The 25,485-nt window shown below is 40.6% G+C and carries 25 protein-coding genes; 21 read left to right on the forward strand and 4 right to left on the reverse strand.

Features of this window, described 5'->3' with window-relative positions; translation table 11 throughout:
* The first annotated feature begins 66 nt into the window (after positions 1-66).
* The 12 genes from BSR19_RS03420 (at position 67) to BSR19_RS03475 (ending at position 11,617) form a co-directional block, all read left to right on the forward strand.
* On the forward strand, positions 67-1,230 hold the full coding sequence (locus tag BSR19_RS03420) for a class I SAM-dependent rRNA methyltransferase (RefSeq protein WP_037603989.1): 1,164 nt from the start codon (positions 67-69) through the stop codon (positions 1,228-1,230).
* Positions 1,227-1,904: a type I 3-dehydroquinate dehydratase gene (gene aroD / locus BSR19_RS03425; RefSeq protein WP_037603987.1), complete on the forward strand. Its 678-nt coding sequence runs from the start codon at positions 1,227-1,229 to the stop codon at positions 1,902-1,904. The genes BSR19_RS03420 and aroD overlap by 4 nt, the downstream gene beginning before the upstream one ends.
* The gene (locus tag BSR19_RS03430) at positions 1,894-2,751 is read left to right on the forward strand and encodes a shikimate dehydrogenase (protein WP_084869397.1); all 858 of its coding nucleotides are present in this window, start codon (positions 1,894-1,896) and stop codon (positions 2,749-2,751) included. Before aroD ends, BSR19_RS03430 begins: the two co-directional genes overlap by 11 nt.
* 12 nt (positions 2,752-2,763) lie before the next feature.
* On the forward strand, positions 2,764-3,831 hold the full coding sequence (aroB, locus tag BSR19_RS03435; protein WP_084869395.1) for a 3-dehydroquinate synthase: 1,068 nt from the start codon (positions 2,764-2,766) through the stop codon (positions 3,829-3,831).
* Complete coding sequence (gene aroC, locus BSR19_RS03440) at positions 3,832-4,998, forward strand: chorismate synthase (protein ID WP_070439237.1); 1,167 nt, start codon at positions 3,832-3,834, stop codon at positions 4,996-4,998.
* Positions 4,999-5,027: 29 nt separating this feature from the next.
* The gene (locus tag BSR19_RS03445; RefSeq protein ID WP_084869392.1) at positions 5,028-6,134 is read left to right on the forward strand and encodes a prephenate dehydrogenase; all 1,107 of its coding nucleotides are present in this window, start codon (positions 5,028-5,030) and stop codon (positions 6,132-6,134) included.
* 9 nt (positions 6,135-6,143) lie between these two features.
* Positions 6,144-6,482, forward strand: coding sequence for a YlbF/YmcA family competence regulator (locus tag BSR19_RS03450; RefSeq protein WP_002890462.1), 339 nt, complete (start codon positions 6,144-6,146; stop codon positions 6,480-6,482).
* Between the two features lie 88 nt (positions 6,483-6,570).
* On the forward strand, positions 6,571-7,521 hold the full coding sequence (locus BSR19_RS03455) for an L-lactate dehydrogenase (protein ID WP_156246576.1): 951 nt from the start codon (positions 6,571-6,573) through the stop codon (positions 7,519-7,521).
* A gap of 80 nt (positions 7,522-7,601) precedes the next feature.
* On the forward strand, positions 7,602-8,885 hold the full coding sequence (gene aroA, locus BSR19_RS03460) for a 3-phosphoshikimate 1-carboxyvinyltransferase (RefSeq protein ID WP_037603974.1): 1,284 nt from the start codon (positions 7,602-7,604) through the stop codon (positions 8,883-8,885).
* Entirely contained in the window at positions 8,878-9,369 is a 492-nt protein-coding gene (locus BSR19_RS03465; RefSeq protein ID WP_014634149.1) for a shikimate kinase, read from the forward strand. The genes aroA and BSR19_RS03465 overlap by 8 nt, the downstream gene beginning before the upstream one ends.
* Positions 9,360-10,184 (forward strand): prephenate dehydratase, encoded by an 825-nt coding sequence (gene pheA / locus BSR19_RS03470; RefSeq protein ID WP_002890467.1) that lies wholly within the window; start codon positions 9,360-9,362, stop codon positions 10,182-10,184. Before BSR19_RS03465 ends, pheA begins: the two co-directional genes overlap by 10 nt.
* 11 nt (positions 10,185-10,195) lie before the next feature.
* Positions 10,196-11,617 carry an LCP family protein gene (locus BSR19_RS03475; RefSeq protein WP_156246577.1) on the forward strand — a complete coding sequence of 474 codons (1,422 nt, stop codon included), beginning with the start codon at positions 10,196-10,198 and terminating at the stop codon, positions 11,615-11,617.
* A 14-nt stretch (positions 11,618-11,631) separates the two neighbouring features.
* Here the strand turns inward: BSR19_RS03475 and BSR19_RS03480 are convergent, their stop codons facing one another.
* Genes BSR19_RS03480 through BSR19_RS03490 form a run of 3 tightly spaced genes read right to left on the reverse strand, consistent with a single transcriptional unit; the run spans position 11,632 to position 14,232 of the window.
* On the reverse strand, positions 11,632-12,570 hold the full coding sequence (locus BSR19_RS03480; RefSeq protein WP_004182904.1) for an SLAC1 family transporter: 939 nt from the start codon (positions 12,568-12,570) through the stop codon (positions 11,632-11,634).
* A 16-nt stretch (positions 12,571-12,586) separates the two neighbouring features.
* The gene (locus BSR19_RS03485) at positions 12,587-13,651 is read right to left on the reverse strand and encodes an acyl-CoA dehydrogenase family protein (protein WP_004182902.1); all 1,065 of its coding nucleotides are present in this window, start codon (positions 13,649-13,651) and stop codon (positions 12,587-12,589) included.
* A 32-nt stretch (positions 13,652-13,683) separates the two neighbouring features.
* Entirely contained in the window at positions 13,684-14,232 is a 549-nt protein-coding gene (locus tag BSR19_RS03490) for a carboxymuconolactone decarboxylase family protein (protein WP_002885920.1), read from the reverse strand.
* Between the two features lie 213 nt (positions 14,233-14,445).
* Between BSR19_RS03490 and rlmD the strand changes: the two genes are divergently transcribed.
* From rlmD to BSR19_RS03505, 3 genes are all read left to right on the forward strand, one after another.
* Entirely contained in the window at positions 14,446-15,807 is a 1,362-nt protein-coding gene (rlmD, locus tag BSR19_RS03495; protein ID WP_084869183.1) for a 23S rRNA (uracil(1939)-C(5))-methyltransferase RlmD, read from the forward strand.
* 471 nt (positions 15,808-16,278) lie between these two features.
* Positions 16,279-16,488, forward strand: coding sequence for a helix-turn-helix domain-containing protein (locus BSR19_RS03500; protein WP_084870157.1), 210 nt, complete (start codon positions 16,279-16,281; stop codon positions 16,486-16,488).
* A 1-nt stretch (position 16,489) separates the two neighbouring features.
* A complete protein-coding gene (locus tag BSR19_RS03505) occupies positions 16,490-16,747 on the forward strand; it encodes a hypothetical protein (RefSeq protein ID WP_156246578.1) in 258 nt (85 codons plus the stop codon).
* Between the two features lie 7 nt (positions 16,748-16,754).
* On the opposite strand, the gene BSR19_RS03510 is transcribed toward BSR19_RS03505, so the two are convergent.
* Positions 16,755-18,071: an ISL3-like element ISSpn3 family transposase gene (locus BSR19_RS03510; protein WP_156246579.1), complete on the reverse strand. Its 1,317-nt coding sequence runs from the start codon at positions 18,069-18,071 to the stop codon at positions 16,755-16,757.
* Positions 18,072-18,399: 328 nt separating this feature from the next.
* Between BSR19_RS03510 and BSR19_RS03520 the strand changes: the two genes are divergently transcribed.
* The 6 genes from BSR19_RS03520 to msr(D) all read left to right on the forward strand — a co-directional run bounded on the left by BSR19_RS03520 (position 18,400) and on the right by msr(D) (position 25,457).
* Positions 18,400-18,615: an SHOCT domain-containing protein gene (locus BSR19_RS03520; RefSeq protein ID WP_061424511.1), complete on the forward strand. Its 216-nt coding sequence runs from the start codon at positions 18,400-18,402 to the stop codon at positions 18,613-18,615.
* 62 nt (positions 18,616-18,677) lie between these two features.
* Positions 18,678-20,237, forward strand: coding sequence for a recombinase family protein (locus BSR19_RS03525; protein ID WP_061424514.1), 1,560 nt, complete (start codon positions 18,678-18,680; stop codon positions 20,235-20,237).
* Positions 20,238-20,651 carry a recombinase family protein gene (locus tag BSR19_RS03530; protein ID WP_084870164.1) on the forward strand — a complete coding sequence of 138 codons (414 nt, stop codon included), beginning with the start codon at positions 20,238-20,240 and terminating at the stop codon, positions 20,649-20,651.
* A gap of 3 nt (positions 20,652-20,654) precedes the next feature.
* Complete coding sequence (locus BSR19_RS03535; protein WP_084870166.1) at positions 20,655-22,226, forward strand: recombinase family protein; 1,572 nt, start codon at positions 20,655-20,657, stop codon at positions 22,224-22,226.
* A 430-nt stretch (positions 22,227-22,656) separates the two neighbouring features.
* Entirely contained in the window at positions 22,657-23,874 is a 1,218-nt protein-coding gene (gene mef(A) / locus BSR19_RS03540) for a macrolide efflux MFS transporter Mef(A) (RefSeq protein ID WP_000417519.1), read from the forward strand.
* A 119-nt stretch (positions 23,875-23,993) separates the two neighbouring features.
* Positions 23,994-25,457 carry an ABC-F type ribosomal protection protein Msr(D) gene (gene msr(D), locus BSR19_RS03545; RefSeq protein ID WP_156246580.1) on the forward strand — a complete coding sequence of 488 codons (1,464 nt, stop codon included), beginning with the start codon at positions 23,994-23,996 and terminating at the stop codon, positions 25,455-25,457.
* Positions 25,458-25,485 lie beyond the last annotated feature (28 nt).

The raw sequence follows: 25,485 nt of genomic DNA on the forward strand, positions 1-25,485 counted from the left end.
GACATATAATTGATAAAATCTAGTTACGAAACAGAAATAATAGCATTTTTTTGGTATAATAGTAACATGAGTATATTGACGGTAAGTCCCTTTGCGGAGAAAAAAATCAAACAAGGAAAACAGCTTCTTTTAGCCGAAGATTTTCCAAATATAACTGAAAATAATCAGTTGGTTTATCTATATAGCCAATCCAAAGACTTTTTAGGAACGGGCTATTTGTCAAGTCAAAATAAGGGGATAGGATGGTTTCTGTCCCCTAAAAAACAACAATTGACAGTGACTTATTTTCAAGGACTTTTTGAAAGGGCTAAGGCCAAACGTCAATCCTATTATGATAATGAGTTGACGACAGCTTTTCGTCTTTTCAACCAAGATGGTGACGATTTTGGTGGTCTCACAATTGATTTATATGGGGATTATGCCCTCTTTTCATGGTACAATGCCTTTGTTTATTCCTTGAAAAATGATATTGTAGATGCTTTCCAAATGGTCTTTCCTGAGGTCTTGGGAGGCTATGAGAAAATCCGCTTCAAGGGTCTTGATTTCGAATCAGACCATCTTTTTGGGCAAGAGGCGGCTGATACCTTCACCATTTTAGAAAATGGGGTAACTTATGAAGTTTTCCTCAATGATGGGCTAATGACGGGGATTTTCCTTGATCAGCATGAAGTGCGTGATGGCTTAGTTAATGGCTTAGCTTTGGGAAAATCAGTTTTGAATATGTTCTCCTATACGGCAGCTTTTTCAGTGGCTGCAGCTATGGGGGGAGCGGTTGAAACGACATCGGTTGATTTGGCTAAGCGTTCACGTGAATTATCGACGGCTCATTTTGAAGCTAATGGCTTCAGTATGGAAAATCATCGCTTGGTCGTGATGGATGTCTTCGATTATTTCAAATATGCAAAGAAAAAAGGCTTATCTTATGACCTTATCGTCATCGATCCGCCAAGCTTTGCTCGAAATAAGAAACGCACTTTCTCAGCAAATAAGGATTACCACAAGTTAATTGCACAAAGTCTTGATATTTTATCAGAGCATGGGACAATCATCGCAAGTACCAATGCTGCTAATATGACAGTGCAACAGTTTAAGAAACAACTACGTAAGGGCTTGGGAGATGTTTCAGCGGACTTCGTTAACCTGCAACAATTACCAGCGGATTTTACCGTCAATCCTAATGATCCAACATCAAATTATTTGAAAGTATACACAATAAAGGTAAATAAATGAAAATTGTAGTTCCGATTATGCCAACTAGTTTAGAGGAGGCACAAGCGCTTGAACTGTCTCGTTTTGAGGGGGCAGACATTATTGAATGGCGTGCAGATTTTTTAGATAAGGATAGTATCTTAACGGTTGCTCCGGCTATTTTCGAGAAATTCGCAGGCTTTGAGATTATCTTTACCATCCGTACAACGCGTGAGGGTGGTAGGCTTGAGTTAACGGATGCGGAATATGTCGCACTGATTAAGGATGTAGCTGCGATTTACTCGCCAGATTATATTGATTTTGAGTATTTCACACGTAAGGCTGTCTTTGATCAAATGCTTGAATTTTCAAACTTGGTTTTGTCTTATCATAACTTTGAGGAGACACCTGAAAACCTCATGGAACTTTTGTCTGAGATGGCAAACTTGACACCACGAGTGGTTAAGGTGGCAGTTATGCCTAAGAATGAGCAGGATGTTCTCGACCTTATGAACTTCACACGTGGCTTTAAGGCCTTTAATCCTGAGCAGGAGTTTGTGACCATGTCAATGGGTAAACTAGGTCGTTTGTCACGTTTTGCGGGCGACTTGATAGGGTCATCATGGACCTTTGCCAGTCTTGATAATGCCAGTGCTCCAGGACAAATTAGTTTAGCAGACATGCGCAGAATCAGGGAGGTTTTGGATGCAGATTGATGGACACACACGCCTAGCAGCTGTTGTCGCCAATCCAATCAAGCATTCGATTTCGCCATTCATTCATAATTCGGCCTTTGAGAAGACACAAGTTAATGGTGTTTATGTGGCCTGGGAGATTCCGGAATCAGACCTAGCCGAGACAGTTGAAAATATTAGACGTTACGACATGTTCGGTATCAATTTGTCCATGCCATATAAGGAAGCAGTTATTCCTTTTTTGGATGAGATTAGTCCTGCAGCTCAACTGATTGGTGCTGTCAATACAGTTGTTAATTGTGATGGGCGTTTGATTGGTCATAATACGGACGGTTTTGGCTTTTTTGCTAGTCTAAAGAACTTTAGCCCTAAAGATGCCCATCTGATGATTTTGGGTGCTGGTGGTGCGGCTAAAGCTATTGTGACGCAGGCAGTTCTTGATGGTGCCAAAAAAGTAAGTGTCTATGTTCGCCCTCAGTCATTGGATAAGGCAAAAGAGAGCTTTAAGTCCTTACTTGAACAGACAACTTGTCACTTGGAGTTTCATGCTTTAAATGATCTTAAGTATTTTAAAGAGGAACTAGGCCAGGCTGATTTATTGGTGAATGCGACGAGTGTAGGTATGGATGGCGCATCCTTGCCTATTCCTACAGATACAAAATTTCCTAAGGGACTCTTGATTGCTGATATCATTTATCAGCCTTTTGAAACACCTTTCTTGGCCTTGGCTAGAAAACAGGGAATAGAGGCTGTGAACGGACTTGGCATGTTGCTTCATCAAGCAGCAGGTGCCTTTAAATTGTGGACAGGCAAGGACATGCCAACAGACGCCATTTGGCAGGAATTAGAAAAAATTTACAATAGCTAGGAGGGGACGACGATGAAACTAGAGGTAAATTTAACACATAACCCTTATGACATTATTATTGAAAAAGGAGCCCTTAAGACTGTCGGTAAATGGGTGAAGTCACTTTGGGAACCACAAAAGATTGCTCTTATCACAGACAATCATGTGGGAGCTCTATATGCAGAAAAAGTTAAGCTTAGCTTGGAGCACGAAGGTTTTGAGGTTGTCGTTTTTGATTTCCTAGAAGGTGAAGCGAGTAAAAATCTAAAAACTGTTAATAAGGCTTATGAGTTTTTGATTAAGAATGGCATGACTCGTAGTGATGGCATTGTTGCTCTTGGTGGTGGCGTTGTTGGAGACTTGGCAGGCTTTGTCGCTTCAACTTATATGCGTGGCATTCACTTCGTTCAGGTTCCAACTAGTCTCACTGCCCAAGTGGATTCGTCTATTGGTGGTAAGACCGGTGTGAACACACCATTTGCCAAAAATATCGTGGGAACTTTCGCTCAGCCTGATGGGGTTTTGATTGACCCTAATGTCCTTGAGTCACTTGGTAAACGTGAATTGATCGAAGGTATGGGTGAGGTTGTCAAATACGGTTTGATTGACGATCCTGAACTTTGGCACCTCCTTGAAAGCATTGATGGTTCGGTTCACAGTATCCTAGAAAACTCAGAAACCATTATTTACCGTTCATGTAACGTTAAGCGTAAAATTGTGGTTGAAGATGAGTTTGAAGGTGGTGTCCGTATGTACCTAAACTTTGGTCATACGATTGGGCATGCCGTTGAACAAACAGCTGGTTACGGTAAAGTCATGCACGGTGAAGCGGTAGCTATCGGAATGGTTCAGATTTCACGAGTTGCTGAGGAAAAAGGTCTGATGCCTAAGGGGATCACACGTCAAATCGCTGAGATGTGTGTCAAATTTGGCTTGCCAGTAGACTATGAGCCATGGCGTGTTGAAGAGCTCTATACAGCCCTAACACATGACAAGAAAGCCCGTGGTAATAGCATTAAGACAGTTATCGTTCCAGAGATTGGTAAGGCAGCTATCAATCAGATTCCTTTAGTTGAAATGAAAGAGTACTTGGAGAAATAAATGAGATATTTAACAGCAGGTGAGTCTCATGGCCCACGTTTAACAGCAATTATCGAAGGTGTTCCAGCTGGTCTTCCCTTGACGGCTGAAGATATCAATGCTGATTTGAAACGCCGCCAAGGTGGCTATGGTCGTGGTGGCCGTATGAAAATTGAGTCTGATAAAGTTGAAATCACTTCTGGTGTTCGTCATGGGAAAACAACAGGGGCTCCAATCACCCTTCATGTTATCAATAAGGACCATCAAAAATGGTTGGACATCATGGCTGTGGAAGACATTGAAGACCGTTTGAAAACCAAACGTAAAATCACTCACCCACGTCCAGGACATGCTGACTTGGTTGGTGGAATGAAATACCGTTTCGATGATTTGCGTAATTCCTTGGAGCGTTCTAGTGCGCGTGAAACAACTATGCGTGTGGCAGTAGGTGCTGTCGCTAAACGTATCTTGGCTGAGCTCGATATTGAAATTGCTAACCATGTTGTTGTCTTTGGTGGTAAGGAAATTGACGTGCCTGAGAATTTGACGGTAGCTCAAATCAAGGAATTGGCTCAACAATCAGAGATTTCAGTCGTTAACCAAGAGCGTGAACAAGAAATTAAAGATTACATTGATCAGATCAAAAAAGAGGGAGACACAATCGGTGGTGTCGTTGAAACTGTCGTTGGTGGTGTTCCTGTTGGTCTTGGTTCTTATGTGCAATGGGATACAAAACTTGATGCTAAGATTGCTCAAGCAGTTGTATCCATCAATGCCTTCAAGGGTGTGGAATTTGGTCTTGGTTTCAAAGATGGCTACCTCAAGGGCTCTCAAGTGATGGACGAGATTCTCTGGAATGAAGAGGATGGTTATACACGTCGCACTAACAATCTTGGTGGTTTCGAAGGTGGTATGACCAATGGTCAACCAATTGTGGTGCGTGGGGTTATGAAACCCATTCCAACCCTTTACAAGCCTTTGATGTCAGTAGATATCGAAACACACGAACCTTACAAGGCAACAGTTGAGCGTTCAGACCCAACGGCCTTGCCGGCAGCGGGTGTTGTTATGGAATCCGTAGTTGCTACAGTCGTAGCTAATGAAATCTTGGACAAATTCTCTTCCGATAACATGGAAGAATTGAAAGAAGCGGTAGCACGTCACCGTGACTATGTGAAAAACTTTTAAGCAACATCAGACAATAGATGGGAGTAGTAATGAGTAAGAAAACAATTTATATCGCAGGATTGGGATTAATTGGTGGTTCCTTGGCTTTAGGGATTAAAAGAGACCACCCTGATTATGAGATTCTTGGATATAATCGCTCTGACTATTCTCGAAATATTGCGCTTGAGCGTGGTATCGTTGACCGTGCAACCAGTGATTTCAAAGAGTTTGCCCCACTTGCTGATGTGATTATCCTTGCAGTGCCAATTAAGCAAACTGTGGCCTACTTGCAGGAATTGGCTGACTTAGATCTCAAAGATAATGTCATCATCACAGACGCAGGGTCTACTAAGTTGGATATCGTTGAGGCAGCTGAACGTTACCTAACAGGTAAAAATGTTCAGTTTGTAGGTTCCCACCCTATGGCTGGTTCCCATAAATCAGGGGCTATAGCAGCTGACGTGACGCTTTTTGAGAACGCCTATTATATTTTCACACCGACAAGTTTGACAAGAGAGACAACTATCCCAGAGCTTAAGGACATCTTGTCTGGGCTTAAGTCACGTTTTGTGGAGATTGATGCGGCTGAACACGACCGTGTAACCAGTCAAATCAGTCATTTTCCGCACCTTTTAGCTTCTGGTCTTATGGAGCAGGCGGCTGATTATGCTCAGGCTCACGAAATGACTAATCACTTTGCGGCTGGGGGATTCCGAGATATGACTCGTATTGCTGAGAGTGAACCGGGTATGTGGGCTTCCATTCTCATGACTAATGGGCCTGCTGTTTTGAATCGTATTGAAGATTTCAAAAAACGTTTGGACCATGTGGCTGACTTGATTAAGGCTGAGGATGAGAATGCCATTTGGGAGTTCTTTGACAATGGTCGTAAGAAGCGTAAAGAGATGGAAATCCACAAAAAGGGTGGCGTGGAAAGTGCCTTCGATATTTTCGTGGATGTGCCTGACCGTGAGGACGTTATCCTTAGCATTATGGAATTGTTGCGAGGAACGTCTTTGGTTAACCTTCGTATCAATGAAGAAAATCGTGAAGATATTCACGGTATCCTTCAAATTACTTTTAAAAATGAAAAAGATCGTACACATGCTAAGACTGTTATTGAAGCCAATACAGACTATCATGTGGTGATCGCCTAGGAGAATAAAATGACAAATATTTATGATTTAGCAAATGAGTTGGAACGTGGCATTCGTGCCCTTCCTGAGTACAAAACTTTGGTAGAGAAAAAAGAAGCTATTGCAGCTGATGCTGAGGCTAGTGCTCTTTTCAAAGAGTTCACTGATTTCCAAGAGGATTTCTATGCTAAAATGCAAGCTGGTACAATGCCAACAGCAGAAGAACAAGCAGCTGTTCAAGAATTGGGGCAAAAAGTGGAAGCTAATGCCCTTTTGAAAGAATACTTGGCTGCACAACAAGGCTTGTCTGTTTATTTGAATGATATTGAACGTATCATCTTCAAACCTTTGCAAGAATTGAATAGCTAATCAGAGAGGGTGTGTCAGTTGACAGGCCCTTTTCTGCATTCAAAAGAGATTGTCTAAGAATGAAGATCAAATATTAAGGAGGAGAATGATGTCTCGTAAAATTGGAATTATTGGTATGGGAAATGTTGGAGCTGCGGTAGCTCATGGAGCTATTGCTCAAGGTTTGGCTGATAGTTATGTCTTTATAGATATCAATGAGAAAAAGGCTGAGGCGGATGCCCAGGATTTTAAAGATGCTATGGCCAATCTGCCTAGCTATGCCAACATCGTGGTTAATGATTATGCAGCACTTGAAGATGCTGATGTGATTATTTCATCTCTTGGAAATATTCAGTTACAGCATAATGCCGGTGAGGACCGTTTTGCTGAATTTCCATTTACCCGAGAAGCTGTTTATCAGGTTTCTCAGGAACTCAAAAAATTGGATTTTAAAGGTATACTCTTGGTTATCTCAAACCCTGTAGATGCCGTATCAGCCCTCTATCAAGAGTTCACAGGTTGGCCAAGAGAACGTGTGATTGGGACAGGGACTCTACTTGATACAGCTAGAATGAAGGCAGCGGTAGGAGATGATTTATCAGTCAATCCAAAATCAGTATCCGGCTACAATCTTGGCGAACATGGGAATTCCCAATTTACAGCCTGGAGTCAAGTCAAGGTCAAAGGTCAAGATATTACAGCATTGACCAGTGAAGAAGAGCGTCAAAATCTTTTTATGGCTTCTATGAAGGGTGGCCACAAGGTCTTTTATGGTAAGGGCTATACTTCATACGGCATTGCCAGTGCGGCTCTTCGTTTGGTATCTATTATCCTTTCTGATGCTCAAGAAGAAGTGGCGGTATCTAGCTATCAAGCAGCCTATCAGACCTATCTTGGCTATCCAGTTATTTTAGGGCGTCAAGGGGTGGCTGCACCTGTTCACTTGTCTTTGTCGGCTGAGGAAAATCGTCTCTTGGAGGAGTCTGCTAACTTAATTCGGAACCGTGTTCAAGAGGCAGTTGCCTTTCTAAGAGAAAAGTATACTAATACTAGAGAGTGAATATTTTGACAATTCAGTCTATGGTTAGGCTTTTAATTATGGTATAATGAGAGTAACTATAAAATTTTCAGGAGTAACCTATGAAACTAGAAACCAAGGCACAAGGTCTTCATGGCAGCTTGCGTATCCCTGGTGACAAGTCAATCAGTCACCGTTCGATTATGTTCGGAAGTCTTGCTAAAGGTGTGACAACTGTTCGTGATATTTTACGAGGTGAGGATGTCCTCTCAACCATGCAGGTCTTTCGTGATCTGGGTGTGACTATCGAGGATGACGGTGATGTGGTTCGCATTCACGGTGTTGGTTTTGATGGTCTCAAGGCTCCTCAAAACAAATTGGACATGGGTAACTCTGGAACATCCATTCGCTTGATTTCAGGTGTGCTCGCTGGTCAAGATTTCGATGTAGAGATGTTTGGGGATGATTCCCTTTCAAAACGCCCTATGGACCGTGTGACCATTCCCTTGCGTCAGATGGGTGTAGAGGTATCAGGTCAGACGGACCGCGATTTGCCACCTTTGAAAATGCATGGTAGCAAGTCTCTTAAACCTATTCATTACCAATTGCCTGTGGCCTCTGCTCAGGTTAAATCTGCCCTTATTTTTGCAGCTCTTCAAGCTGATGGCGAATCTGTTATCATCGAGAAGGAAAAAACACGTAACCATACGGAAGATATGATTCAGCAGTTTGGTGGTCAGCTTCAGGTAGATGGCAAGGAAATTCGTATTTCTGGTGGCCAAACTTTCACTGCTCAAGAAGTTGTGGTCCCAGGTGACATTTCTTCAGCTGCCTTTTGGTTGGTAGCAGGACTTGTGGTACCTAACTCTAAGATTGTCTTGGAAAATGTTGGTATCAATGAGACGCGTACGGGTATCATTGATGTGATCAAAGACATGGGTGGTAAGATTACCCTTTCAGATATTGACCAGGTTGCTAAATCTGCGACCATTACGGTTGAAACTTCAGAACTTAAAGGAACTGAAATTGGTGGAGATATCATTCCACGTTTGATTGATGAACTTCCAATTATCACACTCTTGGCGACACAAGCCCAAGGTAAGACTGTGATTCGTGATGCTGAAGAACTTAAGGTCAAAGAGACTGACCGTATTCAGGTGGTAGCGGATGCCTTGAATGCTATGGGTGCTGATATTGTACCAACTGAGGATGGTATGATTATCACTGGTAAGACGGCTCTTCATGGGGCAGAGGTCAATACTTTGGGTGACCACCGTATTGGTATGATGACAGCTATTGCTGCCCTTTTGGTTCAAGATGGTGAGGTTGACTTGCAACGTGCGGAAGCTATCAATACAAGTTACCCAAGCTTCTTTAGTGACTTGGAAGGATTGCTCCATGGCTAAGGTTTTATTGGGCTTTATGGGAGTTGGTAAGAGTTCCGTCGCCCCATACCTGGATGGTCGTTTCGTGGATATGGATCAGGTCATCGAGGAGAAAATCGGCATGTCCATTGCTGATTTTTTTGCAAAAGAAGGTGAAGCAGCCTTTCGTCAGATTGAGTCTGAGACTTTGGAGGAACTCCTTCAAGAGGGAGATGACGTCATCATCTCTACTGGAGGTGGTGTCGTTGTGACGGAGCGCAATCGTCAGCTCTTGGCGAAAAATCGTAAGCATAACGTTTGGCTCCATGCTTCTTTCGATGTGGTCTATGATCGCATTGAAAAGGATACCAAGAATCAGCGCCCACTCTTTCTCAACCATTCCAAAGAGGATTTTAAGGCTATTTATGACGGTCGAATGGCACTCTATCAAGATTTAGCAGATTTGGTTGTCACGGTTGATAACCGAACGCCAGAAGAAGTAGCAAGGTTTATCAAATGTATGTAGGTTATTTGGGCCCTAGTGGGTCGTTTACTCATAATGCAGCCTTAAAGGCTTTTCCTGAGGCAGAATTGGTTTCTCTAGGCACCATTACTGAGGTTATCAAGTCTTATGAAGAGGGACGTGTGGATTATGCGGTCATTCCGGTGGAAAATTCCATCGAGGGCTCTGTTCATGAGAGTTTAGACTATCTCTTCCATCAGGCCGATATTCGTGCTGTGGCAGAGATTGTTCAGCCCATCAAGCAGCAGTTGATGGCGACGAAACATCATGAGAAAATTGAGAAAATCTTCTCACACCCACAGGCTATTGCCCAAGGGAAAAAGTATATTAAACAGCATTTTCCACATGCCAAGATTGAGACAACAGCCAGTACAGCCTTTGCGGCGCGTTTTGTCGCTGATAATCCAGATCAGCCATATGCGGCCATCGCTCCGCATGCAGCTGCTAAGGAATACGGTCTTCAAATCTTGGCTAAGGATATTCAGGAGATTGAAAAGAATTATACCCGCTTTTGGGTGTTGGGGAACACCGTTCCTGAGATTCCGCTCAATCAGATTGATTGCAAATTAACGCTGGCCTTGACCCTGCCTGACAATATGCCAGGGGCACTTTACAAGGCCTTATCGACCTTTGCCTGGCGAGGCATTGACTTGACCAAGATAGAAAGTCGTCCTTTGAAGACGGTACTTGGCGAGTATTTCTTTATTATTGATTGTGATTATACAAAGGAAAAGTTGGCTCAGTTCGCTCTTGAAGAGCTGACTGCAGTTGGAATTGGATATAAAATCTTGGGTGCTTACCAAGTCTATGAAATTTAAAGGGAAATCTTATGACCAAATCTAACAATGGACCGTTTACGCATCATGAACGGTTACGTTACAGCTATCTTTTAAAAAATCTTGCTCACCTGAATGGACAGCAGGCCTCAGAATTCAATTATCTTCAAGGAAAGTTGGATGCCTATGAAGCTGAGCGGCGGTATCAAGCGCAAATAGACGACTATCAAGCAGCATGGCACCAGCCTTATGACAATCGTTCTGACTACTATCAAGAACGTGATTATGAGTCTGTCAATCAGCTAACTGAGGAAGGTTTGCCCGTCTATCGGGAGGAAGTTGCTCAAAGTAAACCTAAACGTAAAAAGGTTCAAAGACAAGTAACTCCTTCAGCAATGTCGGCTCCAAGGTCCAAGTCGCAAGTAGCCAAGAAGAAGCGACCAAAGAAAAAGAGAAGGCTCAAGAAAGTTGTTAAGCTGGTGCTTAGTTGCTTGAGTCTTGGAGTTGTGTTCTTAGTGATAGCCATGGCCTATCAATTTTACAAGGGAACAGACCTTTCTGCTGCAGGTAATAATGGTAAATCCTATCAGCCTGCTGTAGTTGAGACCTTTAATGGTAAGGATACCAAGGATGGGGTTAATATCCTTATTCTAGGTTCTGACCAGCGAGTTAGCCAAGACTCTACCGATGCCAGAACGGACTCCATCATGGTTGTCAATGTGGGTAATAAAGAAGGTAAGATTAAGATGGTTAGCTTTATGCGAGATACCTTGGTCAATATCAAGGGGGCTTCAGAAACCGACTATTCTCAGGACTTGAAACTTAATACGGCTTTCAATATTGGTGAGCAAAATAATCATCAAGGGGCAGAGCTCATGCGTGAGACCCTCAAACGAAACTTTGACATTGATATTAAGTACTATGCCATGGTTGACTTTGAAACCTTTGCGACAGGGGTCGATACCCTATTCCCGAATGGTGTGGAAATCAATGCGAAGTTTGCGACCATTGATGGTAAAAAAGTGTCATCAGTACAAGTCCCAGATGATTTGAAGATGGACAAGAATGGTCATGTGCCAAATCAAACCATTAAAGTTGGTAAGCAGGATATGGATGGTCGCACCCTTCTGAATTATGCTCGTTTCCGTAAGGATGACGAGGGAGATTATGGCCGTACCAAGCGCCAGCAACAAGTGATGCAGGCTGTTATGAAGCAGCTTAAGAATCCACTTAATCTCTTCAATGGACCTGAGGCTTTGGGGAAGGTTTACTCACTGACCTCAACCAATATGAGTATGACTGATATGTTGGATTTGGGACTTTCAAATGCTGGTAGTTTCAAAAAAGGGATCAATTCGCAAACCATTCCTTCGGATGGTGATTGGATTGACAGTTATGATTTGTATGGCGGTCAAGGGATTGAAATTGATTTTGATAACTATCAGTCAAAATTAAAAGAACTAGGATTTAGATAAGAAAACAAGCAGGTTCACACTGAACCTGCTTGTTTTTTGGTATTAAGAGCTTGTATAATCGCCTTGTATAAGAGTTTTAGAAAATGATAGAGCAAATAGGTCATGATGCCAAGAACGAAGACGAACTCTACCTTATAAACTAATTGGGTAGCTGGATTGACTAGTCCAAGACTGGTAGTGGCTGCCTTAAAAGCATTGACACTATTGACCAAGGGAAAGCTAAAAGCTGCAAAAAGTGGCATAAAGCCTTTTCTAACCAGTTTTACGAAGAGATCAAGAGCATAGAAAAAGAATGCTTGCGAGAATAAGAGTAGGGCAAGTAAAATAATAGTTGCAGGTCTTTGATTACTCTTGATTGAGCTGGTAATGAGAAGGGCCAGAGGTGCTGCTAAAATGGCAAGTATAGGTCGATAGAGGTGAGGGATGGCTATCTGTCTCATTCTCCACAAAACAAGTGGAAAGAGGGCCAGAGTCGCTAATGCCGTTACTCCCAGAATAAGTCCCTTGATGCTAGTTGGAACACTAGCTGGTACTGTCACAAGACTGATAGCAGGTCCAACGTAGATCACGAACCAGCTTGGAAAGACTTGGTTCAAAGATAGTGGGCGCATAAAACGCAGACTGAAAAAAATAATATAGGCAATATAAAGTCCAAGGAGCCCAACCCAAGTCACACTTAAGCCTATTTGAGCTAGTGGAAGGCGGCTGGCAAAGAGAAAGGCAGCCATAAAGTAGCTAGCAAAGGCCGAAGCAATGACTGGATTGTGCAAATCTTCCCTTACTTGTTCAAAGCCAAGAATCAAGCGTCCTAGTATAAGCATAAAACCTATACTTGCCAGAAACCAAATGCCCTGAGCAATCAGGGCATAGTGGTTTATTTGATTGGATAAACTAAAGAGGGCAAGAACTAGACTAGATAGGGCCAAGGGAATTTTCTTAAAAAATACCTTCATTGGTCTACCGACCTTTCTAGCTAGCTGCAAGAATGTGACGAAGCTGTACCGCACTCGGAGATACAATTGGAAGGAAGACGCCTTCATTCCAACGACGGATAAAGCTTGACTCTGATTCTTTCAAATAGCCACGACCACCACTAGCCTGAAGTTCGAGGAGCAGGCTGTTGGCTACGACGTCGACAATATCGATACGCAATTGGAAAAGTTCACGTGGTTTTTCAATGAAATAATTAGCATCATTAAGACCCGCAAAGAGTTGGTCTTGAATAGCAAGAAGATTTCCACGTGTTGCTTCAAATTCCTCACGAAGAACGCTACGGTTACTGTTTAGACTAGCTTCAACCTCATCAAGAGAACGTTGTGCCAAACCAAAGGCAAGACCAAACTGGAAGCCAAGGAAGTTCGGACGTGTTTTAGCAATATAGTCTGTACCCTCTTTTGAAAGGACCCAATTAGGATCTAACTTAACGTGATCAAAAGTAAGAGAGGCAGTGTTAGCACCTTGAAGGGAAACAAATTCCAAATCTTCAGAACGGCTGAGGCCCTCAGCTTCAGATGGAATGGTGATAATCCAAGGTTGGCTACCGTCTTTAAAGTCAGCAGCAAAAAGAGCAGCGAATTTATCAGAACGAAGGTTAGTCACCCAAGGCAAACGACCATCGAGATAGTAGTCATCACCTTCTTGGCTGATAGTAACATTCAATTCTTCAATATCAGACAAGAATTTGACTGCATTAGACAAGCCAGTTCCACCAGCACGTTCACCAGTATACAATTCTTTCAACCATGTTTCACGAGGGTAAGCATTGTCGCTAGCTAGGATATACTCGATGAAAGTACGGTGTCCCCAAGAAATAAAGGAAGCCGTCAAAGAATGTTGTGCCAATTCATTAAGCACATCAACAACTTGAGTAGGACCACCACCTAGGCCATCAAACTCAGCAGGTACGCCGATCTTAAAGACGTCGTTTTCAGCGATTTTTTCAAGAAGTTGGTCCGCAATTGGTCCAGACTCTTGGTCAATATGGTCAGCGTTGGTGTCCAACCAAGTAAGGAATTCTTTTGAAAAATGTGACATAGGCTTAGGTCCTCCTCTAGTTTATCTTTGCATTAAGCGAATTCTTGAAGTTCAGGGTTAATTGGTGTTTGTGCGAGATTGTTAGCGTAGTTACACAAGCTTGCAAGGCTGACACCCAAGATAACGTCAAGGGCATTTTGTGCAGTGTAGCCAGCTTCCAAGAAGTCGTTGTAGGCTTCGTCACCAACAGCACCTTTGGTATTGATCACGGCAATAGTGAATTTAGCAAGGGTATCAAGTTTTGGATCATCTTCGATTGGTGTACGGTTACGAAGGGCTTCCAAAAGTTGAGGTGTCATTTGGATTTGCTTGATTGAAAAGGCTGTATGACCTGCCACACAGAAGGCACAACCATTAGTAACAGCAGCTGTAATTTGAACAACCTCACGTTCAGTTGGTGTCAATGAATTGCGACGGTTGATTTCACCGACAGTACGGTAAGTTTCAAGCGCAGTTGGCGCATTAGCAAGGAGACCAATCAAGTTTGGAATGTATCCTCCATTGGCATCTTTGACTGTTTGAAGGACGTCTTTGACTTCTTCTGGTGCAGTTTCGATTGTATGAATGGTAATATCTGGCATGATTATTCTCCTTTAGATAGAAACGACATCTAGCCAAGTTGCCGAGCCGTTAAATTTTTTGTCATGGACCTATGATAGCACTGTATGACTTTTCTGAAAAATCTATATTATTTATGGCCAGCCATAAATTTGATTTATATGTGCTATAATGGAGGGTAGTAAAAGGCTTTGGAAGATGTGCTTAAGCCCTATAAGAGTAAAGAAAGTTGAATTATGTTAAATAAAAACGCTATTGTAGAAGTTGAAATTGTTGATTTGACACATGAAGGAGCAGGCGTTGCCAAGGTGGACGGCTTTGTCTTTTTCGTGGATAATGCCCTCCCAGGCGAAGTCATCAAGATGCGAGTGCTTAAGCTCAAGAAAAATATCGGCTTTGGTAAGGTTGAGGAGTATGTGACTCTTTCACCAAACCGCAATCAGGACATTGATGCAACCTATCTCCGTTCAGGAATTGCTGATTTTGGTCATATGACTTACGAGGAGCAGCTCAAGTTCAAACGTAAACAAGTTGTGGACAATCTCTACAAGACAGCAGGTATCTCAGACGTAGAAGTCGCTGAAACATTGGGGATGGATACACCGTACGCTTACCGTAATAAGGCGCAGGTGCCCGTTCGCCGCGTTAAAGGTCAGCTTGAAACAGGTTTCTACCGTAAGAATTCGCACGACTTGATTCCAATTGAGGATTTCCTTATCCAAGACAAGGAAATTGATAAACTCATTGTCTTTGTCCGTGACCTTCTCCGTCGCTATGACCTCAAACCTTATGATGAGAAGGAGCAGACAGGTTTGATTCGTCATTTGGTAGTTCGTCGTGGTCATTATTCAGGTCAGATGATGTTGGTCTTTGTAACGACCAGACCAAAAGTTTTCCGCATTGACCAAGTCATTGCTAAGATTACGGAAGCCTTCCCGAGTGTTGTTTCCATCATCCAAAACATCAACGATAAGAACACTAACGCCATCTTTGGTAAGGAGTTCCGCACCCTTTATGGCCAAGACACTATCACAGACAGGATGTTGGGCAATGACTATGAGATCTCTGCCCAGTCTTTCTATCAGGTTAACACCGAGATGGCTGAAAAACTCTATCAAACAGCTATTGACTTCTCAGATTTAAACAGCGACAGCATTGTTATTGATGCCTATTCAGGAATCGGGACAATCGGTTTGTCATTTGCAAAACAGGTCAAGGAAGTCTACGGCGTTGAAGTCATCGAAACAGCCGTCGAAGATGCCAAGAAAAATGCAGAACGCAACGGTATTACAAATGCCCACTATGTGGCTTACTCAGCTGAAAATGCCATGGCCAAGTGGAGCAAGGATGGCATCAAACCAGATGTTATCATTGTGGACCCACCACGCAAGGGCTTGACAGAAAGCTTCATCAAAGCTAGTGTTGCCATGCAACCTGAGAAGATTACCTATGTCTCATGTAACCCAGCAACCATGGCGCGTGATATCAAACGCTATCAAGAATTGGGCTATGAATTGAAACAAGTACAGCCGGTGGATCTTTTTCCTCAAACGCACCATGTTGAGTGCGTAGTATTGATGTCAAGGGTGGAGAAATAGGAGTATTTAAAACACTGATAAATAAAGGGTTTTCTAGGTTGAAAGATTTTCTGCCTAATGTCTGGCAGTGCCTTTTAATCTTGAAAATCCTTGTTTTTGTTTATTGAGGAAACAGGTCGACTGTAATAAAGTGCGTGGGGTTGAGTTGACAGGTTAGATAAATTCGTAGGGTCGAGGAGATAGGATAGATGTTATATATGAAGTAAAATTGAAATTATATGCATGTTTGGTTGTGTAAAGTTATTAGTATGTACGCGATAAATGATAATAGATCATAAATAATTGGTTTTAGTATCTGCCAGAAGTATTTATATACTCTGGCTTTTTATTGTTTTGGTCTACTGATATTCACGATATTTAATAAGTGCTTATACATGTTAAAACATATCTATGCATATCAAAACAAATTAAATTATATACAAACATAAAAAAATGTGATAAAATTAATTATCTTATTTAAGGAGGGTGCAAATGGATAATAAGGTTGAACACTGGGTATCAAGCAAAGAGATAGCAGAGCATCTTGGTATCAATAAAGACACTTTGCATCGCTGGATTAAGAATAAGAGTATTCCTTGTCATCGTGTAGGAAGGCTTTGGAAATTTAAAATAAGTGAAATTGACGAATGGATTAAAAACGGCGGTGGAGCTAATGCTGATAAAAATAAGGGGGTTGAATAATATGGCGACTTTTGGAGATGCAGAGAGAAATATACAAAGATTATTGGCGATTGGACAATCGTTTGTATTATCTGGGGTAGATTACATAATCAGAAAATCTGGAAAACCTACCTGCTCAAAGGGGGAGCCTAAAACAGATATATACGTTTTAGCCGAATCAAAAGATCGTGCTTTACTTGTGGAAATAAAAATATCATTTAAGAAAGAAAATGCTGATTTTATTGGCTCTTTGTCAAATAGTGTTGATGAAGAATTTTAGGAAGGGATTAAGCAACTAATTGTTGCTTAATTCCTTTTTGTTTTGGGCCAAACATTTTTGTTATTAAGATAATCCTGTTTCTAAAATGGTAATAGTTTTTAAAACCGTAGGCATTTCTTTTAAGCACTTTTATTTTATTGTTTATTCCTTCGATAGGGCCATTTGTTCTAGTTGGATACTCACAAGTATTTTGAATATATGGCAAGTAAGTCATAAGAGTCTTTAATACTCTTTTTAACCCAGGAGATAGGTCTAATTGCGTAGCTGCTTCAATCGTTTCCTTGAATTCTATATAATCTCTATCCTGTATACATTCACGAAGTGAATGTACAACCTCATAATCATGTTTAAGAGATGGATTGTTTTCTAAGATATAATCCACAATTCCTTGGGTTGTCATAAAGCTTTCAAAAAGCTTATAACGATTATATTTATAGTTCTGAAGTTCATTAGGATTCTTTAAAATTAACTTCCAATAATGTTTTAACTTTCGATATAATTTAGCGTCTTTATAACGATGCTGATTCATGACACGTACCCGAGTTCGATTTAATTCTCTATTTAAGGCTTGTACGATGTGAAAAGGATCAATGATAATTTTAGCGTTAGGAAACATTTCTTTTATTAATTGAATGTACGGTACGTACATGTCGATAGAGATGGTTTTTACCTTTAATCTAGTCTTAGGCTCAAAACGATAAAAATATTGTTTCAAACTGTAAGATTTTCTATCTCGTACAACATCGACCAGCTTGTGTGTAGTGCTATCACAAATAATGAAGCTCATATTACTATCGGAAGATTTAACGGATTTAAATTCATCAAAACACAAATGCTCAGGTAAATCGTGTAATGGTTTAATGGTCAATAATCGTGCTGTATCATCTATGATACGTCTTACAGTATGAACTGAAACATTTGTTTCTTTTGCGATATATGTTTCAGATACTGTTTCACTAATTTTTGATTTGATTTCATTTTTTAATCTTTTAGAGATATGACAGTGTTTTTCTACGATTCGACTAGTGTCTGCGGTAAATGAAGAGCCGCATTCTCTACAGAGAAATCTCTGCTTGCGTAGATTTAAGTAGGCCGGAAGGCCTGAAACAGAACAGAGAGTGATACGAGATGTTTTCGTGCCGTTTTTAACGATATTATTATTTTGGCTAACACATCCACAAACAGTACAAAATTCTGGTTTATGCGTATATGTAGCTGAATAAAATAAAGATTTTCTCTTTTTAAATACCTTCTCTTGAACTTTATTATCCCAAATCATGTTTTTATCTTTGATTAGTAGTGTAGCTTCTAGTATATTGTTCATATGGTCATCATCCTTTTGTTTTAGGTTTCAGCGCTTTTAATATAATGGATGTTGGCCTTTTTGTATACACAAAATAGGGTTGGTGGAAAAATTCCATCAACCCTAAAAATTATAGAACCATACACCGAAATCAAGAAACTGAATGGACTTTCTTCCAATGTGATTTATAGCGGTTGGAAACTCAAAATTCCGAACTAACACGATGCCCTTTGAGGATTTTTCCTTGAAGGGCATTATTTTTTTGCCTTTAGGGGGTTCGATTCAGCCTGTCTTTTCGCTTATAGGCAGAGGGAACATTTCCACCGTTCCCCGGACTGGAGGAATCACAATGGAAGTAAAACAGATTGAGAATTTTAAGATACCTAACGCCGTGGCACACGAGATTACGCAGGAGGAATTGCAGCGTGAATACGACTTTTACATGGCACAGAAAATGCTCGAAACCATGTTCATGTTCGGCATGATTTCTGTGGATGAATTCCACAAAATATCGGCTGTAAATCGCAAAACTTTCTCCCCGTTTTTGTCAGAGATTATGGGCTAAATAACTTGATATTTCTGCGATAGTACGGGAATATGTCACTACCCAAAAAGCGAGGTGAGTTGATGAAAAAGATAACGAAAATCGGGGTAAACGAAACCCTGATTCAAAAGAAAAAGCTGAAGGTTGCAGCCTACTGCCGTGTATCCACAGCCAGTGATGAGCAGCTTATCAGCCTTGAGGCACAAAAGGCCCATTATGAAAATTACATCCGTTCCAATGACGAATGGGAGTATGTGGGTCTTTACTATGACGAAGGAATCACGGGTACAAAAAAGGATGTCCGTGCCGGACTTCTTTCTATGATTGCTGATTGTGAGGACGGCAAGATAGAGTTCATCATTACCAAGTCTATCAGCCGATTTGCGAGAAATACTACAGACTGCTTGGAGATGGTTCGCAAACTGATCGGCCTTGGGGTTCATATTTATTTTGAGAAAGAAAACATCAATACGGGGACAATGGAAAGCGAGTTGATGCTCTCTATTTTAAGCGGACTTGCAGAAAGCGAATCGATTTCCATTTCAGAAAATACGAAGTGGGCCATTCAAAGACGATTTCAAAACGGAACCTTTAAAATTTCCTATCCACCCTATGGCTATCAAAACATGGATGGTCAAATGATAGTAATTCCTAAGCAGGCTGAAATTGTAAAGTATATTTTTGCAGAAGTGTTATCGGGTAAAGGTACACAGAAAGTTGCAAATGATCTTAATCAAAAGGGTATCCCTTCAAAAAGAGGTGGCCGTTGGACGGCTACTACCATTCGAGGAATTTTGACTAATGAAAAATATACTGGTGATGTACTTTTGCAAAAGACCTATACTGACAGCCATTTTAACAGGCACACCAATTACGGTGAGAAAAATATGTACTTAGTAGAAAACCATCATGAGGCAATTATTAGCCATGAAGATTTTGAAGCTGTAGATGTCGTTCTCAATCAGAGAGCAAAGGAAAAAGGCATCGAAAAGCGCAACAGTAAATATCAAAACCGATATTCCTTTTCTGGCAAAATTATTTGCTCGGAATGTGGCAGTACCTTTAAAAGACGAATTCATTCATCTGGAAGAAAATATGTTGCTTGGTGCTGTAGTAAGCATATAGGCAATATAACGGAATGTTCTATGCAGTTCATTCGAGATGAAGATATAAAGACTGCTTTTGTTACGATGATGAATAAACTCATTTACGGTCAGAAGTTCATATTAAGACCACTTTTGAATAGGTTACGTAACCAGAATAATGTAGCGAGTTTTCGTAGAATTGAAGAGTTGGAAACTAAGATTGAAAACAACATGGAGCAGAGTCAGATGCTGACGGGTTTAATGGCCAAAGGATATCTGGAACCTGCTCTGTTTAATAAAGAAAAGAATTCATTGGAAGCAGAAAGAGAAAGGCTTCTTGTCGAAAAGGATCAACTTACTCGTTCCGTCAATGGGAATTTTACAAAAGTTGAAGAGGTTGACCGTCTGCTTAAGTTTGCAACTAAGTCCCAAATGCTTACAGCCTATGAGGATGAGCTGTTTGAAAATTACGTAGAAAAGATTATGGTATTTTCACGAGAGGAAGTTGGATTTGAATTAAAATGTGGAATCACATTGAAGGAAAGGTTGGTGAATTAGATGGGTCACACACCCTATGGATATAGAATTGAAGATGGAAAGGCTGTTGTAGATGAAATAGCAGCAGAACAAGTAAAAGAATTATTTTCAGGATACTTGGCAGGACTTTCTTTGAAGGGTGCTACTAAAAAAGCTGGGATAGACTGCTACCATGCCACAGCAAGTAAGATGTTGCAGAACAAGCATTACTTGGGCGATGAATTCTACCCTCCAATTATTGATGAAGAGACCTTTGAAAAAGCCAGAGTAGAAAAACGAAAACGAGCAGAAAAGCTCGGAAGGATATGGGAGCCTAAAGATGAACCGGTAAGGGATTACCCTGTAAAGTTCAAATCAAAACCTCTGGTGCAAAAATATGAAGATCCATACAAGCAGGCGGAATATGCCTACAGTCTGATAGAAAGTGAGGTATAACAAGTGGCAGTGAGTAGGAATGTAACAGTCATTCCGGCAATTAAACGAGTCGGAAATAATAAAAATAGTGAAAGCAAACCCAAAATACGAGTGGCCGCTTACTGCCGTGTTTCAACGGATAGTGAGGAGCAAGCTTCAAGCTATGACATTCAGATTGAACATTATACAAATTATATTAAGAAGAACAAGGAATGGGAATTGGCGGATATTTTTGCGGATGACGGTATCACAGGTACAAATACCAAAAAGCGTGATGAATTTAACCGCATGATTGAAGAGTGCATGGCTGGAAATATTGACATGATCATCACAAAATCCATCAGCCGATTTGCCAGAAATACGTTAGATTGCCTTAAATACATCCGGCAGTTAAAGGATAAAAACATCGCGGTATTCTTTGAGAAAGAGAATATCAACACCATGGATTCTAAGGGTGAAGTATTGCTGACCATCATGGCATCCCTTGCCCAACAGGAAAGTCAATCCTTAAGTCAGAACGTTAAGCTGGGAATTCAGTATCGATATCAGCAAGGCGAAGTCCAGGTCAACCATAAGCGTTTCCTTGGATACACCAAGGATGAAAACAAGCAACTGGTGATTGACCCAGAGGGTGCTGAGGTTGTTAAACGGATTTACAGAGAGTACCTTGAAGGTGCTAGTCTTTTACAGATAGCAAGAGGACTAGAAGCTGACGGTATCCTTACAGCGGCAGGCAAAGCCAAATGGAGACCGGAAACACTGAAAAAGATATTGCAGAATGAAAAGTACATCGGTGATGCCCTTCTACAAAAAACATATACGGTTGATTTCCTTTCTAAAAAGCGAGTCAAGAATAACGGCATCGTTCCCCAATATTATGTAGAAAATAGCCACGAGCCTATCATTCCACGAGACCTTTTTATGCAGGTTCAAGAAGAGATGGTTCGAAGAGCAAATCTTCGCGGTGGCAAGGGCTGTAAAAAGCGAGTTTACAGCAGTAAGTATGCTTTATCGAGTATTGTTTACTGCGGACATTGCGGTGATATTTATCGACGAGTACATTGGAATAACCGAGGTTACAAATCTATTGTTTGGAGATGCGTCAGCCGATTGGAGGAAAAAGGGTCTGAATGCACTGCCCCTACCATAAATGAGGAAACATTGCAGAAAGCAGTTGTTAAGGCTATTAACGAACTTTTGGCTAACAAAGACCCATTCCTCAAGGTGCTACAGAAAAATATAGCTACTGTATTTAATGGAGAAAATGATAATGCCACTGATGACATTGATAGCAAATTGGAAGAATTACAACAACAGCTTCTTATTCAAGCAAAATCCAAGAATGACTATGAAGATGTGGCTGATGAAATTTACCGCCTTCGAGAATTGAAGCAAAATGCACTTGTTGAAAATGCAGAGCGAGAAGGAAAAAGGCAACGAATCGCTGAAATGACTGATTTCTTGAATAAACAATCCGCAGAGTTGGAGGAATATGATGAGCAGTTGGTAAGGCGGCTTATTGAAAAAGTAACGATATATGAAGATAAGCTCACCGTTGAATTCAAGTCTGGGATTGAGATTGACGAAGAGATATAGAATATTAACCGCCAATTAAGGGCTAACACCCTTTGGCGGTTAATATTGGATTTTTTTAATTTTAAAGTTGCTTAAAACGACTTGTTGTGTTAAAATATATGATGATCCAAATAAGAATTTAGGAGGAACCGAAACTATGACAGCCTCAATGCGTTTAAGATAAGCTGGCAATAAAAAAAGCAGAATCTATACCCGATGATAGGCTTTTTTGTTGTGCTTATTTATACGATATTGAGCATTCATTAGTTACGGTGAGGATATTGGTTATTTAACTATACCTTTATTTAACTATGTCTTTAATATGAATGTTTCCAAATTGTATGTATGCAGACCAAAAGCCACATTGTGGGGTTTGGCCTGCATTTTTTATTGCCTAGAATGCTATTCAAAATAGAAATTCAAGCAAAATAATATGCAGGAGATAATATAAATGGAAAAATACAACAATTGGAAACGAAAATTTTATGCAATATGGGCAGGGCAAGCAGTATCATTAATCACTAGTGCCATCCTGCAAATGGCGATTATTTTTTACCTTACAGAAAAAACAGGATCTGCGATGGTCTTGTCTATGGCTTCATTAGTAGGTTTTTTACCCTATGCGATTTTGGGACCTGCCATTGGTGTGCTAGTGGATCGTCATGATAGGAAGAAGATAATGATTGGTGCCGATTTAATTATCGCAGCAGCTGGTGCAGTGCTTGCTATTGTTGCATTCTGTATGGAGCTACCTGTCTGGATGATTATGATAGTATTGTTTATCCGTAGCATTGGAACAGCTTTTCATACCCCAGCACTCAATGCGGTTACACCACTTTTAGTACCAGAAGAACAGCTAACGAAATGCGCAGGCTATAGTCAGTCTTTGCAGTCTATAAGCTATATTGTTAGTCCGGCAGTTGCAGCACTCTTATACTCCGTTTGGGATTTAAATGCTATTATTGCCATCGACGTATTGGGTGCTGTGATTGCATCTATTACGGTAGCAATTGTACGTATACCTAAGCTGGGTAATCAAGTGCAAAGTTTAGAACCAAATTTCATAAGGGAGATGAAAGAAGGAGTTGTGGTTCTGAGACAAAACAAAGGATTGTTTGCCTTATTACTCTTAGGAACACTATATACTTTTGTTTATATGCCAATCAATGCACTATTTCCTTTAATAAGCATGGAACACTTTAATGGAACGCCTGTGCATATTTCTATTACGGAAATTTCCTTTGCATTTGGGATGCTAGCAGGAGGCTTATTATTAGGAAGATTAGGGGGCTTCGAAAAGCATGTATTACTAATAACAAGTTCATTTTTTATAATGGGGACCAGTTTAGCCGTTTCGGGAATACTTCCTCCAAATGGATTTGTAATATTCGTAGTTTGCTGTGCAATAATGGGGCTTTCGGTGCCATTTTATAGCGGTGTGCAAACAGCTCTTTTTCAGGAGAAAATTAAGCCTGAATATTTAGGACGTGTATTTTCTTTGATCGGAAGTATCATGTCACTTGCTATGCCAATTGGGTTAATTCTTTCTGGATTCTTTGCTGATAAAATCGGTGTAAATCATTGGTTTTTACTATCAGGTATTTTAATTATTGGCATTGCTATAGTTTGCCAAATGATAACTGAGGTTAGAAAATTAGATTTAAAATAAACAATATTGGAGGAATATTTATGTATCTTATTTTCATGTAACTCTTCCTGCTAAAATCGCAGGGTTTTCCCTGCATACAAGCAAATGAAAGCATGCGATTATAGACAGGAGGAAATGTTATGGAATTAATATTAAAAGCAAAAGACATTCGTGTGGAATTCAAAGGACGCGATGTTTTAGATATAAATGAATTAGAAGTATATGATTATGACCGTATTGGTTTAGTAGGAGCAAATGGTGCTGGAAAAAGCACTTTACTCAGGGTACTTTTAGGAGAATTAACTCCCCCAGGATGTAAAATGAATCGTCTGGGTGAACTTGCCTATATTCCCCAGTTGGACGAAGTAACTCTGCAGGAGGAAAAAGATTTTGCACTTGTAGGCAAGCTAGGTGTTGAGCAATTAAATATACAGACTATGAGCGGTGGTGAAGAAACAAGGCTTAAAATAGCACAGGCCTTATCGGCACAGGTTCATGGTATTTTAGCGGATGAACCTACGAGCCATTTAGACCGTGAAGGAATTGATTTTCTAATAGGACAGCTAAAATATTTTACAGGTGCACTGTTAGTTATTAGCCATGACCGCTATTTTCTTGATGAAATAGTAGATAAAATATGGGAACTGAAAGATGGCAAAATCACTGAGTATTGGGGAAACTATTCTGATTATCTTCGTCAGAAAGAGGAAGAACGTAAGAGCCAAGCTGCAGAATACGAACAATTTATTGCGGAACGTGCCCGATTGGAAAGGGCTGCGGAGGAAAAGCGAAAACAGGCTCGTAAAATAGGACAGAAGGCAAAAGGTTCTTCAAAGAAAAAAAGTACTGAAGACGGAGGGCGTTTAGCTCATCAAAAATCAATAGGAAGTAAGGAAAAAAAGATGTATAATGCTGCTAAAACCCTAGAGCACAGGATTGCGGCCTTAGGAAAAGTAGAAGCTCCGGAAGGCATTCGCAGAATTCGTTTCAGGCAAAGTAAAGCATTGGAGCTCCATAATCCATACCCTATAGTCGGTGCAGAAATTAATAAAGTATTTGGGGATAAGGCTCTGTTTGAAAATGCATCTTTTCAAATTCCGTTAGGAGCAAAAGTGGCGTTAACTGGTGGTAATGGAATCGGAAAAACAACTTTAATCCAAATGATCTTAAACCATGAAGAAGGAATTTCTATTTCGCCTAAGGCAAAAATAGGTTACTTTGCACAGAATGGTTACAAGTACAACAGTAATCAGAATGTTATGGAGTTTATGCAGAAGGATTGTGACTACAATATATCAGAAATTCGTTCAGTGCTAGCATCTATGGGGTTCAAACAGAACGATATTGGAAAAAGTTTATCTGTTTTAAGCGGTGGAGAAATTATAAAATTGTTGCTTGCTAAAATGCTCATGGGTAGATATAACATCCTAATAATGGATGAACCCAGTAACTTCCTTGACATACCAAGCTTAGAGGCTTTGGAAATATTTATGAAGGAGTATACTGGAACTATAGTGTTTATCACCCATGACAAACGGCTACTCGACAATGTGGCTGATGTGGTTTATGAAATTAGTGATAAGAAAATAAATCTGAAACATTAAATTTAAGGTAGTCGCCGGTCAATGTAGT

Source organism: Streptococcus salivarius (assembly GCF_009738225.1).
Taxonomy (GTDB): Bacteria; Bacillota; Bacilli; order Lactobacillales; family Streptococcaceae; genus Streptococcus.

Coding starts and splice junctions, on each gene's coding strand:
- BSR19_RS03420 (WP_037603989.1), top strand. CDS start 67: ATGAGTATATTGACGGTAAGTCCCTTTGCGGAGAAAAAAATCAAACAA.
- aroD (WP_037603987.1), top strand. CDS start 1,227: ATGAAAATTGTAGTTCCGATTATGCCAACTAGTTTAGAGGAGGCACAA.
- BSR19_RS03430 (WP_084869397.1), top strand. CDS start 1,894: ATGCAGATTGATGGACACACACGCCTAGCAGCTGTTGTCGCCAATCCA.
- aroB (WP_084869395.1), top strand. CDS start 2,764: ATGAAACTAGAGGTAAATTTAACACATAACCCTTATGACATTATTATT.
- aroC (WP_070439237.1), top strand. CDS start 3,832: ATGAGATATTTAACAGCAGGTGAGTCTCATGGCCCACGTTTAACAGCA.
- BSR19_RS03445 (WP_084869392.1), top strand. CDS start 5,028: ATGAGTAAGAAAACAATTTATATCGCAGGATTGGGATTAATTGGTGGT.
- BSR19_RS03450 (WP_002890462.1), top strand. CDS start 6,144: ATGACAAATATTTATGATTTAGCAAATGAGTTGGAACGTGGCATTCGT.
- BSR19_RS03455 (WP_156246576.1), top strand. CDS start 6,571: ATGTCTCGTAAAATTGGAATTATTGGTATGGGAAATGTTGGAGCTGCG.
- aroA (WP_037603974.1), top strand. CDS start 7,602: ATGAAACTAGAAACCAAGGCACAAGGTCTTCATGGCAGCTTGCGTATC.
- BSR19_RS03465 (WP_014634149.1), top strand. CDS start 8,878: ATGGCTAAGGTTTTATTGGGCTTTATGGGAGTTGGTAAGAGTTCCGTC.
- pheA (WP_002890467.1), top strand. CDS start 9,360: ATGTATGTAGGTTATTTGGGCCCTAGTGGGTCGTTTACTCATAATGCA.
- BSR19_RS03475 (WP_156246577.1), top strand. CDS start 10,196: ATGACCAAATCTAACAATGGACCGTTTACGCATCATGAACGGTTACGT.
- BSR19_RS03480 (WP_004182904.1), bottom strand. CDS start 12,570: ATGAAGGTATTTTTTAAGAAAATTCCCTTGGCCCTATCTAGTCTAGTT.
- BSR19_RS03485 (WP_004182902.1), bottom strand. CDS start 13,651: ATGTCACATTTTTCAAAAGAATTCCTTACTTGGTTGGACACCAACGCT.
- BSR19_RS03490 (WP_002885920.1), bottom strand. CDS start 14,232: ATGCCAGATATTACCATTCATACAATCGAAACTGCACCAGAAGAAGTC.
- rlmD (WP_084869183.1), top strand. CDS start 14,446: ATGTTAAATAAAAACGCTATTGTAGAAGTTGAAATTGTTGATTTGACA.
- BSR19_RS03500 (WP_084870157.1), top strand. CDS start 16,279: ATGGATAATAAGGTTGAACACTGGGTATCAAGCAAAGAGATAGCAGAG.
- BSR19_RS03505 (WP_156246578.1), top strand. CDS start 16,490: ATGGCGACTTTTGGAGATGCAGAGAGAAATATACAAAGATTATTGGCG.
- BSR19_RS03510 (WP_156246579.1), bottom strand. CDS start 18,071: ATGAACAATATACTAGAAGCTACACTACTAATCAAAGATAAAAACATG.
- BSR19_RS03520 (WP_061424511.1), top strand. CDS start 18,400: ATGGAAGTAAAACAGATTGAGAATTTTAAGATACCTAACGCCGTGGCA.
- BSR19_RS03525 (WP_061424514.1), top strand. CDS start 18,678: ATGAAAAAGATAACGAAAATCGGGGTAAACGAAACCCTGATTCAAAAG.
- BSR19_RS03530 (WP_084870164.1), top strand. CDS start 20,238: ATGGGTCACACACCCTATGGATATAGAATTGAAGATGGAAAGGCTGTT.